The 16,840-nt window shown below is 71.7% G+C and carries 14 protein-coding genes; 8 read left to right on the forward strand and 6 right to left on the reverse strand.

The features are described 5' to 3' along the window. Positions 1-251 precede the first annotated feature (251 nt). A complete protein-coding gene (locus tag ACFZBP_RS32725; RefSeq protein ID WP_391418478.1) occupies positions 252-1,829 on the forward strand; it encodes a S8 family serine peptidase in 1,578 nt (525 codons plus the stop codon). Positions 1,830-1,836: 7 nt separating this feature from the next. Here ACFZBP_RS32725 and ACFZBP_RS32730 read toward each other — a convergent pair whose 3' ends face one another. Further along, a complete protein-coding gene (locus tag ACFZBP_RS32730; RefSeq protein WP_391418480.1) occupies positions 1,837-3,054 on the reverse strand; it encodes a serpin family protein in 1,218 nt (405 codons plus the stop codon). A 90-nt stretch (positions 3,055-3,144) separates the two neighbouring features. On the opposite strand from ACFZBP_RS32730, the gene ACFZBP_RS32735 reads away from it, so the two are divergent. The 6 genes from ACFZBP_RS32735 (at position 3,145) to ACFZBP_RS32760 (ending at position 10,058) form a co-directional block, all read left to right on the forward strand. Beyond that, complete coding sequence (locus ACFZBP_RS32735; protein WP_391418482.1) at positions 3,145-4,302, forward strand: DUF4190 domain-containing protein; 1,158 nt, start codon at positions 3,145-3,147, stop codon at positions 4,300-4,302. A 158-nt stretch (positions 4,303-4,460) separates the two neighbouring features. Beyond that, positions 4,461-5,213, forward strand: coding sequence for a GntR family transcriptional regulator (locus ACFZBP_RS32740; RefSeq protein ID WP_383457864.1), 753 nt, complete (start codon positions 4,461-4,463; stop codon positions 5,211-5,213). Positions 5,214-5,564: 351 nt separating this feature from the next. Next, the gene (locus tag ACFZBP_RS32745) at positions 5,565-5,744 is read left to right on the forward strand and encodes an SPOR domain-containing protein (protein ID WP_383457860.1); all 180 of its coding nucleotides are present in this window, start codon (positions 5,565-5,567) and stop codon (positions 5,742-5,744) included. A gap of 297 nt (positions 5,745-6,041) precedes the next feature. Beyond that, the gene (locus ACFZBP_RS32750; protein WP_391418487.1) at positions 6,042-6,440 is read left to right on the forward strand and encodes an NUDIX domain-containing protein; all 399 of its coding nucleotides are present in this window, start codon (positions 6,042-6,044) and stop codon (positions 6,438-6,440) included. 66 nt (positions 6,441-6,506) lie between these two features. Further along, positions 6,507-6,971, forward strand: coding sequence for an ATP-binding protein (locus tag ACFZBP_RS32755; protein WP_383457854.1), 465 nt, complete (start codon positions 6,507-6,509; stop codon positions 6,969-6,971). A gap of 261 nt (positions 6,972-7,232) precedes the next feature. After that, the gene (locus tag ACFZBP_RS32760; RefSeq protein WP_391418491.1) at positions 7,233-10,058 is read left to right on the forward strand and encodes a SpoIIE family protein phosphatase; all 2,826 of its coding nucleotides are present in this window, start codon (positions 7,233-7,235) and stop codon (positions 10,056-10,058) included. Positions 10,059-10,144: 86 nt separating this feature from the next. On the opposite strand, the gene ACFZBP_RS32765 is transcribed toward ACFZBP_RS32760, so the two are convergent. Next, positions 10,145-11,743: a hypothetical protein gene (locus ACFZBP_RS32765; RefSeq protein WP_391418493.1), complete on the reverse strand. Its 1,599-nt coding sequence runs from the start codon at positions 11,741-11,743 to the stop codon at positions 10,145-10,147. 184 nt (positions 11,744-11,927) lie between these two features. Between ACFZBP_RS32765 and ACFZBP_RS32770 the strand changes: the two genes are divergently transcribed. Further along, complete coding sequence (locus ACFZBP_RS32770) at positions 11,928-12,953, forward strand: phosphotransferase (protein WP_391418495.1); 1,026 nt, start codon at positions 11,928-11,930, stop codon at positions 12,951-12,953. Here the strand turns inward: ACFZBP_RS32770 and ACFZBP_RS32775 are convergent. The 4 genes from ACFZBP_RS32775 to ACFZBP_RS32790 are packed head-to-tail and all read right to left on the reverse strand — an operon-like array spanning position 12,928 to position 16,814. Beyond that, entirely contained in the window at positions 12,928-13,704 is a 777-nt protein-coding gene (locus ACFZBP_RS32775) for a succinate dehydrogenase/fumarate reductase iron-sulfur subunit (RefSeq protein ID WP_383457841.1), read from the reverse strand. The two genes, ACFZBP_RS32770 and ACFZBP_RS32775, sit on opposite strands and share 26 nt — an antisense overlap. Then, positions 13,701-15,644: a fumarate reductase/succinate dehydrogenase flavoprotein subunit gene (locus ACFZBP_RS32780; RefSeq protein WP_383457838.1), complete on the reverse strand. Its 1,944-nt coding sequence runs from the start codon at positions 15,642-15,644 to the stop codon at positions 13,701-13,703. The genes ACFZBP_RS32775 and ACFZBP_RS32780 overlap by 4 nt, the downstream gene beginning before the upstream one ends. A 20-nt stretch (positions 15,645-15,664) precedes the next feature. After that, positions 15,665-16,486 (reverse strand): hypothetical protein, encoded by an 822-nt coding sequence (locus ACFZBP_RS32785; RefSeq protein ID WP_383457831.1) that lies wholly within the window; start codon positions 16,484-16,486, stop codon positions 15,665-15,667. Positions 16,487-16,523: 37 nt separating this feature from the next. Beyond that, on the reverse strand, positions 16,524-16,814 hold the full coding sequence (locus ACFZBP_RS32790) for a hypothetical protein (RefSeq protein ID WP_383457828.1): 291 nt from the start codon (positions 16,812-16,814) through the stop codon (positions 16,524-16,526). Positions 16,815-16,840 lie beyond the last annotated feature (26 nt).

The raw sequence follows: 16,840 nt of genomic DNA on the forward strand, positions 1-16,840 counted from the left end.
CACAGCCTGCATGTCGAAGGTTCACGGACAGTGATCGGTCACCCGTTCGCCGCGCCGGTCGGCCGACGGGGCGCTGGGGCGTGAAACCCCGGACAGGCGGGCCGAGTTCGCCGTGCACGACCCTTGTGCAATTCCTGTGGAGGCCTCAATCTTTCGGCTGACGCACAGGAGTGGCACAGGAAATTGACATGCCCCTGTCCACTTCGGAGTTGCCCCCACCAGCGCACCACCGATCGAGGAGGACCCCTCAGATGGCAGTGATGCGTAACTCCCGAAGAGACTCCCGGCGAAGACTGGCCGCGCTCGGCGTGGCGGCCACCGCGGCCCTCACCGCGGGCCTCGTCTCCCCTCTCCCCGCCGCGGCCGCCCCCGAGGGCCGCATCCAGTACGCGGACGCCGCGGGCGCCGTCGCCGGCAGCTACATCGTGAACCTCAAGGCCGATCACGCCCGTTCGGGTTCCCAGGCCGGGCGCGCCCTGGTCGAGAAGTACGGCGCCGGTATCGAGCGCACCTACCGGAAGGCGCTCAACGGCTACGCGATCGAGGCCTCCGAGGCCGAGGCCGAGCGGCTCGCCGCCGACCCGGCCGTCGCCTCCGTCGTCCAGAACCGCACGTTCAGCGTCGACGCGACCCAGACCAACCCGCCCTCCTGGGGCCTGGACCGCATCGACCAGAAGAACCTGCCGCTGAACAGCTCCTACACCTACCCGGACTCGGCCGGTCAGGGCGTGACGGCGTACGTCATCGACACCGGCGTCCGCATCACCCACGGCGACTTCGGCGGCCGCGCCTCCTACGGCTACGACGCCATCGACAACGACAACACCGCCCAGGACGGCCACGGCCACGGCACGCACGTGGCGGGCACGGTCGCCGGGTCGTCGTACGGCGTCGCCAAGAAGGCGAAGATCGTCGGCGTCCGGGTGCTGAACAACTCCGGTCAGGGCACCACCGACCAGGTCGTCGCCGGCATCGACTGGGTCGCCCAGAACGCGGTCAAGCCGGCCGTGGCCAACATGTCCCTCGGCGGCGGCGCCGACTCCGCCCTTGACACGGCCGTACGCAACGCCATCGCCTCCGGCATCACCTTCGCGGTGGCGGCGGGCAACGAGTCGACGAACGCCTCCACCAAGTCCCCCGCGCGCGTCACCGAGGCCATCACCGTCGGCGCGACGACGAGCTCGGACGCCAGGGCGAGCTACTCCAACTACGGCTCGGTGCTGGACCTGTTCGCGCCGGGCTCCTCCATCACCTCGGCCTGGAACTCCGGCGACTCGGCGACCAACACCATCTCCGGTACGTCGATGGCGAGCCCGCACGTGGCGGGCGCGGCCGCCCTCTACCTCGCCGACCACCCCTCGGCGACCCCGTCCGAGGTCGCCTCGGCCCTGACGTCCGCCGCCACGACCGGCGTCGTCACCAGCCCCGGCACGGGCTCGCCCAACCGGCTCCTGTACGTCGGCGGCGGCACGACCACCCCGCCCGGCCCGCGCTTCGAGAACACCGGCGACTACGCGATCAGCGACAACGCCACGGTCGAGTCCCCGGTGACGGTCTCCGGCGTCACCGGCAACGCGCCCTCCGCCCTCGCGGTCGAGGTCCACATCGTGCACACGTACATCGGTGACCTCCAGGTCCAGCTGATCGCTCCCGACGGCACCGCGTACACGCTGAAGTCGTACGGCACGGGCGGCAGTTCGGACAACATCAACACCACGTACTCGGTGAACGCCTCCTCGGAGGCCGCGGGCGGCACGTGGAAGCTACGCGTCAGCGACAACGCGAACTACGACACCGGACGCGTCGACGCCTGGGCCCTCCAGTTCTGACCCACCGTCACCGGTCTCCCTCGTCCTCGCGGAACGGCTCCGGGTCCGCCACCCAGCCGGCCGCGAGGACGAGCCGCGTGTGCCGGTGCACGGCCAGGAAGCCGAAGGGGCGGTCGAAGGTCGCCTCGACGGTGGTGGTCACCCAGCGAGCCCTCGACGGACCTGCCCCGGCCACCCCGAAGGCCGTCACCGCCGCCGCCTCGAAACCCCGCGCGCCGAACCTCGCCATCGCGCGCTGCTCGGCCGAGTCGAGGTGGAGCGGCCGACCGCTGATGCCGGGGAAATGCCCCGCGGACCGCTCGGTCATCGCCGCGCTGAGGCCGAACACCTCGGCGTGAGCGCCGAGGTCGTGGCTCGCCCGTACGCCGTATGCCATGGTCATGATCTCCAGCGTCGGTGGCGCGGGCGTCGCACGGCGCTCCTTCACGACCCGCACACCGGGCCCCACCTCGCCGTGGGGGAGCCGGTAGCCGGGCACGACGGAACGGCCCCGGTCCAGGATCCCGACCCCGGCCGCCAGTACCCGGCCGGGTGTCATCCCCTCCTCGCCCAGCACCAGATGGACGTCGATCGCGGAATTGCCCAGCACCTTCAACTCGGTGACGTGTCCCTCCGGGGTGTCGGCGACGCCGATCCGGTCCAGCAGCGTGCTCCCGCGCCGCAGCCCCAGTAGCTCCCGCCCGAACCACGGCCCGGCCTCCGGCATCCAGCACGACTCCTGGAACGGCTGGAGCCAAGTGGTCCGCAACGCCAGTGCGCCGGCCAGCACCATCTCGGTGTTCTCGTCCAGCAGGACGGGCATCGCGTCGATCAGCCCACCCGTCCGCTTGACCGCCCAGGCGTCCAACGCCGCCTTGTCGGCCGCCGCGTCCCCCGTCAGCACCCCGTGCGCCTCCGCGGGCAACCCCGCCTCCCAGCGCTCCCGCAGCTCCAGCGTCCGCTTGGTCCACAACCCGAGTGCCGAGTCCGACCCGCTCATCGCCCCCATCGCGCCGAGCAACTCCCGCGCGGCACCCGCCGCCTCGTCCACCGGCAGCCCCACCGCGTCGGCCAGTTCCGCCCTAGCGGCACCCCCAGCCCCGTCCGCCAGAAACGCGAGGAGTGGCCACACCCCCGCCGCCGAGAAGACCGTGCCGCCCCCGGGATCTCCCGAGGCCCGCACGGCCCCCGCCCACCGCGAGGTGAGCGCGTTGACCGTCCGGATCGTCGCATTCGTAACCCGCATGACATCCCCCCTCGTCCCCCGCTTACGATTCGCCCAGTCGTACGCCCGTTCCCACCCGGCCCCGCCGCCTGAACCAGGAGCACGGTACCCGTGTCCATACCTCCGCCTTCCGGCCCGGAGCAGCCCCAAGGGCCGTACGGGCAGGGCCAGTACCCACCGCCGTTCCCGCACCCGTACCAGCCCTACGGCCCCTACGGCCGCCCCGTCCGCGTCAACGGCTTCGCCATCAGCTCCCTGGTCCTCGGCATCCTCTGCTTCGTGCCGGCCGTCGGACTGGTGCTCGGGCTGATCGCTCTGGCGCAGATCAAGAAGCGGGACGAGAACGGCAAGGGCATGGCGGTGGCCGGTTCCGTGCTGTCCTCGGTCGGGCTCGCGCTGTGGGCGCTGATGCTGAGCACGGGTTCCGCCTCCGACTTCTGGGACGGCTTCAAGGGCGCCGCGAGCGGCGAGGGCACCGCCTACGCGCTCGCCAAGGGCGACTGCTTCGACACACCGAACGGCGACCTGGAGGGCGACGCCTACGACGTCGACGAGGTGTCCTGCGCCGGCGAGCACGACGCCGAGGTCTTCGCCGTCGTCACGCTCCCGGGCGGCTCCTTCCCGGGCGACGACGAGCTCGGGCGGCTCGCGGACGACAAGTGCTACGCGCTCCAGGACGGCTACGCCATGGACACCTGGGCCGTACCGGACGACGTGGACGTCTACTACCTCGTCCCGTCCCGGCAGAGCTGGCGCGTCGGCGACCGCGAGATCACCTGCATGTTCGGCAGCACGGCCGACGACGGCAGGCTGACCGGCTCGCTGCGTGCCGACCCCACGACGCTCGACGCCGACCAGACCGCCTTCCTCACCGCGACCAACGCCATCGACACGGTCCTGTACGAGGAGCCGGAGGAATACCCCGAGGAGGACCTGGCGGCCAACCAGGCCTGGGCGAAGGACGTCCACACCGTGCTCGGCGAGCAGATCGAGGCGCTGCGCGGACACAGCTGGCCGGCCGACGCCGAGGAGCCGGTCGCGGATCTGGTCCAGGAGATGGAAGACGCCCGCAAGGAGTGGTCGCGGGCGGCCGCGACGAAGGACGCGGACACGTACTACACGTACTACGAAAGCGGCTACGAGTACGTCGACGGCCCCACCACCGTCACCGCGCGCAAGGCTCTGGGCCTGGACACCACGGTGCCGACCTACGAGGACGACTTCGGCAGCGGCGACGACAGCGGAAGCGGGGACGGCCTGGCCGTGTGAGCGAGGTGTGAACGCGGCTATAGCGGGGAGAAAGCGCCTGCGTAAAGCCCTCGGTGGGCACAAGTCATCACATCGAGTGATTCTCTGGCCTTTGCTTGCATGGGACAACCCACGGTTGCCACGCTGTTGCTGTCTGTACAAGCTGATGGGAGCGGCCAGTGACTTTCGGTGAGCAGCCGGCGTACCTGCGCGTCGCGGGTGATCTCCGCAAGAAGATCGTCGACGGTTCGCTGCCACCGCACACCCGCCTCCCGTCCCAGGCCCGCATCCGCGAGGAGTACGGCGTCTCGGACACCGTCGCCCTCGAGGCCCGCAAGGTGCTGATGGCCGAGGGGCTGGTCGAGGGCCGCTCCGGTTCCGGGACGTACGTCCGTGAGCGCCCCGTGCCCCGCCGGATCTCCCGCTCCGGCTTCCGCCCGCCGAGCGGGGCCACGCCCTTCCGCCAAGAGCAGGCCGACGGCGAGACGCGCGGCACCTGGGAGTCCAGCAGCCAGCAGGCCGAGGCGAGCGTCGCCGTCGCCGAGCGGCTCGGCATCCGGCCCGGCGACCGCGTCATGTGCACCAAGTACCTCTTCCGGGACGCCGGCGAGGCGATGATGCTCTCCACGTCCTGGGAGCCGCTCGCCGTCACCGGCCGTACGCCCGTGATGCTGCCCGAGGAGGGCCCACTCGGCGGCATGGGCGTCGTCGAGCGCATGGCGGCCATCGACGTCGTCGTGGACAACGTCACCGAGGAGGTGGGCGCCCGCCCCGGCCTCGCGGAGGAGTTGCTGACGCTGGGTGGCGTGCCCGGTCATGTGGTCGTGGTCATCCAGCGCACCTACTACGCCTCCGGGCGTCCGGTGGAGACGGCGGACGTCGTGATCCCGGCGGACCGCTACCGCGTCGCGTACCACCTCCCGGTGAAGTAGCGCACTCGTTGGTGAAGTAGCGCACACCTTCACCGCAGTTACCCCCGGCAGAGCCTCAACTCCCGCCCCTTTCCCTGCCGTTCGAATCTGGCCGTGCTCGCAGGTCGACCCGGGCGTCCATGCCATGCCCGTGACCGGATGCATCGACGTCCGCGCACGGCGCGTTCGACGCCGTGCGCCCCCTCCGACTTGGCTGGTTGCGTACCTCTTTGTGAAAAGCCGTATTCGCAGCGTAAAGGTTAGGCGTAGGCTCGGGCATATGCGGATTGCGGTTTCCTTGGCGGGCGGGGCACGGCACAGGCCGCGAGCGGTAGCCGGGCGGCTGTGGGCGGGAAGGAGCGGTGGGGCGCGATGAACGACAGCACGATCACTCTTCCTTGGCTCGTGATTCGACAGGACGACAACGGCAATCGCTACCGCGTCGGCCGGTACGCGACCCGCGCCGAGGCCCAGAAAATCGCAGACAGCCTCGACAGCCGCGGCCACAAACAGCTCTATTGGGTCGAACGCCTGGCCCAGACCGCCGACTAGACACCCCCAGGCAGACGCACCAACCGCGTTGGCGCAACCCCCTCCAGGGGCGCGGGGAACTGCGCGACGAGCCACGATGGCGCGGCACTTTGAGGGGGCGCGGGGAACTGCGCGACCAGCCACGACGGCGCGGCTCTTTGAGGGGGGCGCGGGGAACTGCGCGACCAGCCACGATGGCGCGGCACTCGACACCCGGCGTTCCGCCACCCCCGCAGGGGCGCGGGGAACTGCGCGACCAGCCACGACGGCGCCGCACCCGAACCCGGCCCCCAAGCGGAGCGCCTAGGCTCTGGCGCTATGAAGGAACAGATCGTGGTCGGCGCCGCATTGCTGGACGCCGGCCGCCTGCTCGCGGCGCGCCGCAGCGCTCCCGAGGGCCTGGCAGGGCGCTGGGAGCTACCCGGCGGAAAGGTCGAGCCCGGCGAGGCACCCGAGGTCGCGCTCGTACGGGAGCTGCGGGAGGAACTCGGCGTGGACGCCGAGGTCGTCGAGCGCCTGCCGGGGGAGTGGCCCCTCAAACCCCCTTACGTCCTCCAGGTGTGGACGACCCGTCTGCTCCCCGGCTCCGGTTCCCCCGAGCCCCTCCAGGATCACGACGCCCTGCGCTGGCTCGACGCCGGGGAACTCTGGGACGTCGACTGGCTGGACCCGGACGTGCCCGCGGTCCAGGCGGTGGCGGACCGGCTTCGTTCCTGAGGAAACTTCCCGGATTCCTACCCGTTCGCATACCTCGCGCGCGGTACCGCCCCCCGAATATCGGGTATGTGGTCACTAACCCTTCGAAACCGGACATGGGCGAACCCGCTGGCCTGGGAAGTGATCGGCGTGATCGACACCGATGGCGACTGCGCCGAGTGGACCTTTCCCGCGGAGGCGGGAGCGGTGCGCGCGGCCCGTGCCGCCGTGCGCGGCAGGCTGCGCGACTGGGAGCTCGACAGCCTCGCCGACCTCACGGTGCTGCTGGTCAGCGAGCTGGTGACCAACTCCCTGCGGCACGCCACCGGCCCCATCGGGGTACGTCTGGTACGCCCGTCCGACCTCGACGGCGTCCTCCTGGTCGAGGTCTCCGACCCGCTCCCGGACCCGCCCCGTGAACGTGCCCCCCACCTCGAGGACGAGAGCGGCCGCGGACTCCAGCTCGTGGCGCACTCCTCGCGCCGCTGGGGCACCCGGCCGGGCCGGAACACGGGCAAGACGGTGTGGTTCGAACTCGCGGTCCCCAGGTGACCGCGGCGGCGCGGGCGGTGTACAACCACCCCACCCTGTCGAGCGACTGGTTCAGGCCAGTGGCAGTTGTCGAACCGCGTGATTCGACTGCGTGTCCGCTGGTTAGAAGACTGGAAGTGTTTCCGGTGCCGGGACCGAAAACCATCGGGAACGTGCTGTGATCGTGAACACCGTGTTGTGCGGAGCCGTAGTGCTGGATACTGCGGGCAGCCGCCCCCGGTGACCGGTGCCGGGCGCGGTGAGCTGGAGGGGACGGTTCGCGTGAGCGAGATACCAGCGAAGGCCACGGAGTCCGAGGACCCGTCGGGCGGCGCGAGGGCGAGGGCCGCGGGAGAGCGGGCCCACACCCCACAGGCCTCCGACGATCCACAGGCCTCCGACCACACCCAGGCCTCCCACGGCACCTCCCGTGGCACACGCGCCTCTCAGGAAACACCGGCCTCACGAGCGGAGGCACGGAAAGCGCAGGACACAGAGGACGCAGGGCACGCACAGGACGCGGTGGGCGCCCAAGGCGCACCGGAATCCCCCGCTTCGCACGCCCCCGGCTTCGCCTCCGACGAGCCCCGCCCCGGCGAATCCGTCTGGCAGAGCAGTCCCCCCGGCTCGATCTACGACTACATCAAGGTCGCGTCCTTCTCGATCGGCCCCGACGGCCTGGTCGACCAGTGGAGCCTGCGCGCCGAGCAGTTGTTCGGAATCCCGGCCCGGCGGGCCGTCGGCATGGACCCCATCGAGGCGTTCATCGACCCCGACCTGCGCGAGCAGGGGCAGCGCAAGATGGCCGAGATCCTGGACGGACGGGAGTGGACCGGAGTGGTCCCCTTCCGGGCGCCGGACGACGTGGACGGACGGCGCGGCCAGGACGGTCTGGCCGAGGTGTACGTCATGCCGACGCGGACCGAGGACGGTGAGAAGGCCGCCGTCTGCATCGTCGTCGACGTCCGCACGCTCCGTCGGATGGAGACCGACCTCGCCGCCTCGCAGTCGATATTCGGTCAATCTCCGTTCGGTTTCCTGCTGATCGACCCCGATCTGCGGGTGCGCCGCGTCAACCACCGGTTCGCCTCCCTCTTCGGCGGCTCCCCCGACGACCATCGCGGCCGGGGCGTCCACGACTATCTGCCGCGTCCCGAGGCCGACCGCGTCGCGGCGACCCTGCGCCGCGTCCTGGACAGCGGCGACTCCATCACCGACATGCACGTCACCGGGTTCCTGCCCGGCTCCGACGAGCGCCGCCACTGGTCCGTCAACCTGTACCGGGTGCACAGCGGCAGCGGCCGCCCCATAGGCATCGCCTGGCTCGGAATCGACATCACCGCGCGTCGCGCCGCCGCCCGCGAGGCCGCCGCGGCCCGGCGCAATCTCGCCCTGCTGAACGAGGCCGGCGCCCGGATAGGCAACTCCCTCGACCTGGAGACCACCGCCCGCGAACTCCTCGACGTCGTCGTCCCCGGCTTCTGCGACCTGGCGACCGTCGACCTCTACCAGGGGCTGCTGGCCGGCGACGAGACCCCGCCGGGCCTCGCCGACGGCAGCGCGGAACTGCGCCGCGTCGCCTTCTCCAGCGCCGTCTCCGACGCACCCTTCGTCGGCGGCGGCGTGCCCGTCGCGGTCGGCGCCGTCCACCACTACCCGTTCAACTCGCCCTGCGCGGACGCCCTGCGCACCGCCCGGCCGCAGTTCGTGCCCGGCGAGGAGGGCGGCCTCGTGCAGTCCACGCTCGCGGTGCCGATGGTCGCCCACGACACGGTCGTAGGACTGGCGCAGTTCGCCCGGACGAAGGGCAGCGAGCCGTTCGGCGACCGGGACCGTGATCTCGCGGTGGAGCTGGCGGCGCGGGCAGCGGTCTGTATCGACAACGCCCGCCTCTACCGGCGCGAGCACGAACGGGCGCTGATACTGCAACGGTCCCTGCTGCCGCCCGGGGACCCGGTCGCGTCCGGCCTCGACATCGCCTGCCGCTATCTGCCGGGCAACTCCTCCGCCGACCGGCCCAGCGAGGTGGGCGGCGACTGGTTCGACGTGATCGAACTCCCCGGCCACCGTACGGCGTTGGTCGTCGGGGACGTCATGGGCCGGGGTCTGCGGGCGGCCGTCGCGATGGGCGAACTCCGTTCGGCCGTACGAACACTGGCGTTGCTGGACCTCGAACCGGCCGAGGTCCTCTCGGCGCTGGACGAGATCGCGCGCGGCCTCGGCGCCCCCGGCGGCGTCCAGCAGGCCACCCGCGCGGCCCGCCGGCCCCGGGAGGCGGACCTCTCCGAGGTGTACCTCGCGACCTGCGTGTACGCGGTCTACGACTCCGTCACGCGGCGTTGCACCTTCGCCAACGCCGGTCACCTCCCGCCGGTCCTGGTCGAACCCGGCGAGGCGGCGCTGATGCTGGACGTGCCGCCGGGGATGCCGCTGGGGGTGGGCGGGGAGCCGTTCGAGGAGGTGGAGGTCGAACTCCCGGAGGGGGCGCTGCTGGCGCTCTACACGGACGGCCTCGTCGAGTCCCGCGACCATCCCCTGGACGAGGGCCTCCAGGCGTTCGTGGGCGCGCTCACGGATCCCACGCGGCCGTTGGAGGACGTCTGCGACCACGTCCTCAACACCCTCGACAGCCATCACGGCGAGGACGACATCGCGTTGCTGATGGCCCGTGTCCAGGGGCTGCCCGCGGAGTCGGTCGGCGACTGGACGCTGCCGCGTGAGCCGCGCAGTGTGGGGCGGGCCCGGGAGTACGCCCGCGGGCAGCTGCTGTCCTGGGACCTGGAGCCGCTGGTCGACACCACGGAGCTGTTGGTCAGCGAGCTCGTCACGAACGCGCTGCGGTACGGGGAGGGTGAGATCCGGCTGCGGTTGCTGCTGGACCGCACGCTGGTGTGCGAGGTCTGGGACTCGGGGTTGGTCCAGCCGCGGCGGCGTCGCGCGCGGGACACGGACGAGGGCGGCCGGGGGTTGCAGCTGGTCGGGCTGCTCAGCGCGGCGTGGGGCTCCCGGCGGACGCCGCGGGGCAAGACGGTGTGGTTCGAACTGCCGCTGCCGGACGGTGAGAACGGGTTGGCGGACCCGGCGGAGGCCTTGCTGAGCCTCTTCTGACGTCCGGCTTCTGCTTCGGCCGGGTTCTTGTCACCCACCCGTACTGCCAAGCCAACGGGTCCATCTGTTCCGCGTGGTTGGCGCGCTCAGGTATCCGTCGTGTCTCCGCGCCGGTCCCGGGTGTGTGGGCCGCCGTAGCTTGCCGGAGGGCCGGTGGTTGGTTGGACGCCGCCCAGGAGGGCTCCGGTGAGGCCGTGGACGGGCTCGGTGGGGGTGGTGGGGTGGCCGTGGAGGCGGATGTCCTGTTCGGCCAGCTCCTGGGCCTGTTGAGCGAGGGTGTCGGCGGACAGGAGGTCGGCCAGGGGCGCCGGGGGAGCGAGCAGGCGGTGGGCCTCGGCCAGGTGGGTGCGGGGTTCCGTCCCGACCACCGCACGGTGAGTCGCGACGACGTCGTCCGCACCGGCCACCGCGGCACGGGCGCAGAGCAGCGCGGCGGCCGGGAGCACCCCGGCCCGTCCCGTGGCGACGGGCGCCACGGCCCGGACGATCCGGCGGAGCAGGTCCAGGGGGTCGTACGGCCGTCCCGAGGTCAGCTCTTCGCGTACGCCGGCCAGGGCGAGGTCGGCGTGGGTGACGCGGGCGCGCAGCTCACCGGGGGGCACGGGCAGGTACGGGTCGAGGGCGCCGGGCGGTGACCCGCGGGCGCCGGCGATCTCCGCCTCGCCGCCGGTCAGCGCGGCCGGCACCATCGTCGAGGCGGTGGCGAGGTCCCCGGCGAGGCGTTCCACACCGTCGATGAAGACGGCGGCCTGGCTGATCGCGCCCTCGGCGGCACGCAACCGGCCCGCCGCCCGCTCGAGGTCGCCCGAGTCGGCGGACTGGCGGGCCTGGTTGAGGCGGGTGGTGGCGAAGACGAGCCGGTCCTTGGCCTGCTCGACATGGCCCGCGACGGCGGCGGTGGCCGAGGGGGCGTACCGCTCGCCGAGCTCCCGGAGTACCGCGCCGGCACCTCCGGTACGTCCCGTCAGTTCCCGGAACCGGCCCTCCGCGACGGCCAGGGCCCGCCCCAGCCCTCCGCCGAGGCCCTCCTCCAGCCCCCGTAGCTGATCGAACGCGGCGGCCCGCGCGTCCAGCAGCCGCCCCGCCTCCTCGCACCGCCCGACGATCCCGGCGAGCGCGTGCCGCCGCGCCGCGTCCTCCGCCGGCACTCCGCCCTCGTACTGCCACCGCATCCGAAAGGCGACCGCCAACTCGGCCCGGGCGTCCCGCAGCGCCCGGACGAAGGGCTCGACCAGCTCGGCGGCCTCGGCCTTCTCCGCGACGAACCCGAGTTCCTCCGCGCTGACCCGGACCCAGTCGTCCGCCTCGGCCAGCAGTGCCCGAGCCCGCTCGTCGTGTTCCCCGGCGGGCGGCTCGGTGGCCTCGACCGGCGCCCCACCGGGTGTCGTACGCCCCCGCACCCGCCGCCTGCGCCGCACGAACCCGTACCCCCCGACCACCACCGCCGCGACGACCGCCAGCACCGGCAGCACCAGGTCGACGTTCGAGGTCCCTTCCCCCTGGGCCGCCGCACCGGCCACGGCCCGGTCCGCCCCGCCCGCGACCGCGCCCCCGCCCAGCACCTTCACCACGGGCAGGACCAGCCACGCCACCCCGACCACCCCACCCACCAGCGCGTACACCACCCGCGCCCATATGTGCGAGCTCCCCCGCCGCGACCGGCGCCGTATCAAGGATGACGTCACATTTCGGAGCGTATGAGGAGGAATGGCCGGACGCGACCGGGGCAGGTTCGGGACGGGGTCGGGACGGCCCCGTGCGCACGGGAAAAGCAGCTGAGGCCTACGGGCGGCGGTGCCAGGATCGGAGGTTCCCGTGCCGCGGACGCCGCGGTGCCCCGCACCGTCGACCAGCGAGGAGCCCACCCCCGTGACCGCCACCCGCAAGCACCTCACGCGCGACGACCTGGCCCCTCTCGCCCGGGCCGCCACCGGCCCGCACTGCACCCTGGCCGGCGTCACCCGGCTGCGCGGCGGCTCCAAGAAGGGCGTCTACCGGCTGACCTTCGACGACGACACGACGGCCGTCGCCTACGTCTGGTCGCCGGACGAGGACTACTGGGACGACCAGCCCGGCGATGCGGCCGACCCTCGCGACCCCTTCCACGCAAGCGGCGGCCTCGACCAGTTCACCGTGGCGCACGACCGCCTGACCGCGGCCGGTGTCCGCACGCCCCGCCTCCTGTACGCCGACGCCACCCGCACCCGCCTCCCGACGGACGCGGCGATCGTCGAGGACCTGCGGGGAGGGAGCCTGGAGGAGGCGATGGAGCGGGACCCGGTCGCGGGCCGCGCGGCCCTGGAGCGGCTGGCCGAGCAGCTCGCCACCCTGCACGCGCACGAAGGGCCGGCCTTCGGCACGGTCGCCCTCGTCGACAAGGGCGTCGTCCCGTCCCCCCTCTCCTGCGAGCAGCGCATCGCCGAGGGCGCGCTGCGGGACATCGCCGGGACCGCCGTACGGGACGCACGGATCGCGGACGCGCGCGAGGACCTGGAGACGGCCGTACACGCGCTGTCCGCGGCGATCCGCCCCCGCGGCCGCCACACCCTCGTCCACGGCGAGCTCGGCCCGGACCACGTCCTGCTGGACGCCGACGGGATGCCCGCGCTGATCGACATCGAGGGCCTGCTGTACTGCGACGTGGAGTGGGAGCACGTGTTCCTGGAGCTGCGCTTCCACGAGGCCTACGACGTCCTGCGCGCCCCCGGCCTGGACGAGGACCGCCTGCGTCTCTACCGCCTGGCCATGCGGCTGTCCCTGGTGGCCGGCCCGCTGCGGCTGCTGGACGGCGACTTCCCCGAGCCGCAGGCCATGCGGGGCATCGCGGAGCACAACCTGCGCAGGGCACTGGAGCTGGTCGGCCGCGGACTCAGCCCGACGACGTCCGGCGCATGATCTTGTTGCCGAGCCACACCAGCGGGTCGTACTTGCGGTCGACCGCCCGTTCCTTCAGGGGGATCAGCGCGTTGTCCGTGATCTTGATGCCCTCGGGGCAGACCTCCGTGCAGCACTTGGTGATGTTGCAGTAGCCGAGGCCGTGTTCGTCCTGGGCCGTGGCCTTGCGGTCCAGGCCGGTCTCCGCAGCGGCGTCCAGGGGGTGCATGTCCAGTTCCGCGACCCGCATCAGGAAGCGCGGGCCGGCGAACGCCGGTTTGTTCTCCTCGTGGTCGCGGACGACGTGGCAGGTGTCCTGGCACAGGAAGCACTCGATGCACTTGCGGAACTCCTGCGAGCGGTCCACGTCCTCCTGCATCATGCGGTACTCGCCGGGGCCGAGTTCGGCGGGCGGGACGAAGGCGGGGACCTCGCGGGCCTTCGTGTAGTTGAAGCCGACGTCCGTGACGAGGTCGCGGACCACCGGGAACGCCCGCAGCGGCGTCACCGTGATCGTCTCCTCCCGGGTGAAGACCGACATGCGTGTCATGCACATCAGCCTGGGGCGGCCGTTGATCTCCGCCGAGCACGAACCGCACTTGCCGGCCTTGCAGTTCCAGCGGACGGCCAGGTCGGGCGCCTGGGTGGCCTGGAGGCGGTGGATGATGTCGAGGACGACCTCGCCGTCGTTCACCTCGACCTCGAAGTCCTCCAGGCCGCCGCCCTGCACATCGCCCCGCCACACCTTGAAACGGGCCTCGTAGCTGCTCACTGGTAGAGCTCCTCTTCGGGGAGGTACTTGACCAGCTCTTCCTTGTCGAAGAGGGCCAGCAGGTCCTGGCGGACGGGGTCGGTGGTCTCGCGCAACAGGGTGATCTGGCCGCGTTCGGGATCCGTGGCCGCCAAACCGCCCGTCGGGTCGGCCAGTTGGCACAGCAGGTTGATGTTGCGCCACTTGCGGTCCATCGCGGGATGGTCCTCGCGGGTGTGCCCGCCGCGCGACTCGGTGCGCTCCAGCGCCGCCCGCGCCACGCACTCGCTGACCAGCAGCATGTTGCGCAGGTCGAGCGCGAGGTGCCAGCCGGGGTTGAACTGGCGGTGGCCCTCGACGCCGGCCCGGCGGGCCCGTACGCGCAGGTCGGCCAGCTTCTCCAGCGCCTGCTCCATCTCGCCCTCGCGGCGGATGATGCCGACGAGGTCGTTCATGGTCTGCTGGAGCTCCTGGTGGAGGGTGTACGGGTTCTCCGGTGGACGCCCGTCGTCCGCGCCCCCGGCCGGACCCTCCGCCGAGAACGGCCGCAGCGCCTCCGCCGCCGCCGTGTCGACCTGCAGGTCGCTGACCTCGGGGCGCTGGAAGGCCTGCGCGGCCGCGTACTCGGCGGCGTGCCACCCGGCCCGGCGGCCGAACACCAGCAGGTCGGACAGCGAGTTCCCGCCGAGCCGGTTCGAGCCGTGCATGCCGCCTGCGACCTCGCCGGCCGCGTACAGGCCGGGCACGCCGCGCGCCGCCGCCGTGTCGGACTCGACCGCGATGCCGCCCATGACGTAGTGACAGGTCGGCCCGACCTCCATCGCCTCCGCCGTGATGTCGACGTCCGCCAGCTCCTTGAACTGGTGGTACATGGAGGGCAGACGGCGGCGGATCACCTCGGCCGGCATACGCGTCGACACATCCAGGAAGACCCCGCCGTGCGGGGAGCCGCGGCCCGCCTTCACCTCGGCGTTGATGGCCCGCGCCACCTCGTCCCGCGGGAGCAGCTCGGGCGGACGCCGGTTGTTGTCCGGGTCCTCGTACCAGCGGTCGCCCTCCTCCTCCGACTGGGCGTACTTCTCCTTGAAGACGTCGGGGATGTAGTCGAACATGAACCGCTTGCCCTCGGAGTTGCGCAGCACTCCTCCGTCGCCGCGCACCGACTCCGTGACCAGGATCCCCTTCACCGACGGCGGCCAGACCATGCCCGTCGGATGGAACTGCACGAACTCCATGTTGAGCAGGGGAGCCCCGGCGAGCAGCGCCAGCGCGTGGCCGTCGCCCGTGTACTCCCACGAGTTCGACGTCACCTTGAAGGACTTGCCGATTCCGCCCGTCGCGATCACCACGGCGGGGGCGTCCAGGACGAAGAAACGGCCGGTCTCGCGCTCGTAGGCGAAGACCCCGGAGACCCGGCTCCCGTCCTTCAGGATCCGGGTGACCGTGCACTCCTGGTAGATCTTCAGCCGGGACTCGTAGTCCCCGGTCTCCTTCTTGTCCTCCTGTTGCAAGGACACGATCTTCTGCTGGAGCGTGCGGATCAGTTCCAGGCCGGTGCGGTCGCCGACGTGCGCGAGGCGCGGGTACTCGTGGCCGCCGAAGTTGCGCTGGGAGATACGGCCGTCCTTCGTCCGGTCGAAGAGGGCCCCCCAGGTCTCCAGCTCCCACACCCGCTCCGGCGCTTCCCGCGCGTGCAGCTCGGCCATCCGCCACTGGTTGAGGAACTTGCCGCCGCGCATGGTGTCGCGGAAGTGGACCTGCCAGTTGTCGTGCTCGTTGGCGTTGGCCATGGCCGCCGCGATGCCGCCCTCGGCCATCACGGTGTGCGCCTTGCCGAACAGCGACTTGCAGATCACCGCCGTACGGGCGCCCCGCTCGCGCGCCTCGATCGCCGCACGCAGGCCCGCGCCCCCGGCGCCGACCACGACGACGTCCCACTCCTGCCGTTCGACCACGGACATGTGTTCAGTCCCCACCCAATCTAGAAGAAGCGCGGATCGTCGAAGACCCCGGACGCGACGAGATAGACGTAGAAGTCGGCGAGCGCCACGCTCACCAGCGACGCCCAGGCGAGCTGCATGTGGCGGGCGTTGAGCTTCCCGATCCACTGCCACATCCGGTAGCGCACCGGGTGTTTGGAGAAGTGCTTGAGCTTGCCGCCGACGATGTGCCGGCAGGAGTGACAGGAGAGGGTGTACGCCCAGATCAGCACGATGTTGGCGAGGAAGACGAGCGTGCCGAGGCCCATGTGGCCCCACTCGTAGTTCTCGTCGCGGAAGGCGAGCACCGTGTCGTACGTCAGGATCCCGGCGACCAGGATCGCGGCGTAGAAGAAGTACCGGTGGATGTTCTGCAGGATCAGCGGGAAGCGGGTCTCGCCGGAGTACTTCTTGTGCGGCTCCGCCACCGCGCAGGCCGGGGGCGACATCCAGAAGCCCCGGTAGTAGGCCTTGCGGTAGTAGTAGCAGGTCAGCCGGAAGCCGAGCGGGAAGATCAGGATGATGATCGCGGGGGAGATGCCCCACCAGCTCCCGAAGAGCTCCCAGTTCGGCCCGGCGCGCATCGGCTCGCAGTTCTCCGCCAGACAGGGCGAGTAGAACGGGGAGACGTACGGCGCCGCGTAGTAGTCCGCGCCTGCGAAGGCCCGCCAGGTGGAGTACACGATGAACGCGAGCAGACCGGCCGCGGTGGCGGCGGGGGCCAGCCACCAGCGGTCGGTCCGCAGGTGCGGGGCGGAGATCGCGGCGCGCGTACCGGTGCGTACGCCGCCGCTGTTCAGATGGGGTTCCGTACCAGTGGCCAATGGATGACTCCGGTCGGGTCAGGGGGACTGCGGGGTTCTAGGGGGCGCGGCGGTCCCGGGCGCCGAGACCCTCGTCATCCGTGTCGATCCACAGAGAGTCGTCGTACGGCGTGTCGGGGATGGTGACGAGCTCCGGTTTGCGCTGGGTGGCGGGGGACGCGGCGGAGTCCCGCAGCAGCGCGACGCTCTCGCGGAGATGGTTGGCGTCGGTGCGGACGCGGCGCATCTCGATTCCACCGGTGCCCAGCTGCTTCTCCAGCCGGCCCACGGACCGGGCCAGGTCGTCGAGGCAGCGCTGGACAGCTGTCAGGTCGTCTTGCACGGACATGACGTGACCTCACTTCCGTGGGCCCT

It is taken from the genome of Streptomyces sp. NPDC008086 (assembly GCF_042957325.1).
Classification (GTDB): Bacteria; Actinomycetota; Actinomycetes; order Streptomycetales; family Streptomycetaceae; genus Streptomyces.

Bases quoted from the DNA above. Each gene is read 5' to 3' on its own strand.
- ACFZBP_RS32725 (WP_391418478.1), top strand. From the start codon at position 252: ATGGCAGTGATGCGTAACTCCCGAAGAGACTCCCGGCGAAGACTGGCC.
- ACFZBP_RS32730 (WP_391418480.1), bottom strand. From the start codon at position 3,054: ATGCGGGTTACGAATGCGACGATCCGGACGGTCAACGCGCTCACCTCG.
- ACFZBP_RS32745 (WP_383457860.1), top strand. From the start codon at position 5,565: ATGAACGACAGCACGATCACTCTTCCTTGGCTCGTGATTCGACAGGAC.
- ACFZBP_RS32750 (WP_391418487.1), top strand. From the start codon at position 6,042: ATGAAGGAACAGATCGTGGTCGGCGCCGCATTGCTGGACGCCGGCCGC.
- ACFZBP_RS32755 (WP_383457854.1), top strand. From the start codon at position 6,507: ATGTGGTCACTAACCCTTCGAAACCGGACATGGGCGAACCCGCTGGCC.
- ACFZBP_RS32780 (WP_383457838.1), bottom strand. From the start codon at position 15,644: ATGTCCGTGGTCGAACGGCAGGAGTGGGACGTCGTCGTGGTCGGCGCC.
- ACFZBP_RS32790 (WP_383457828.1), bottom strand. From the start codon at position 16,814: ATGTCCGTGCAAGACGACCTGACAGCTGTCCAGCGCTGCCTCGACGAC.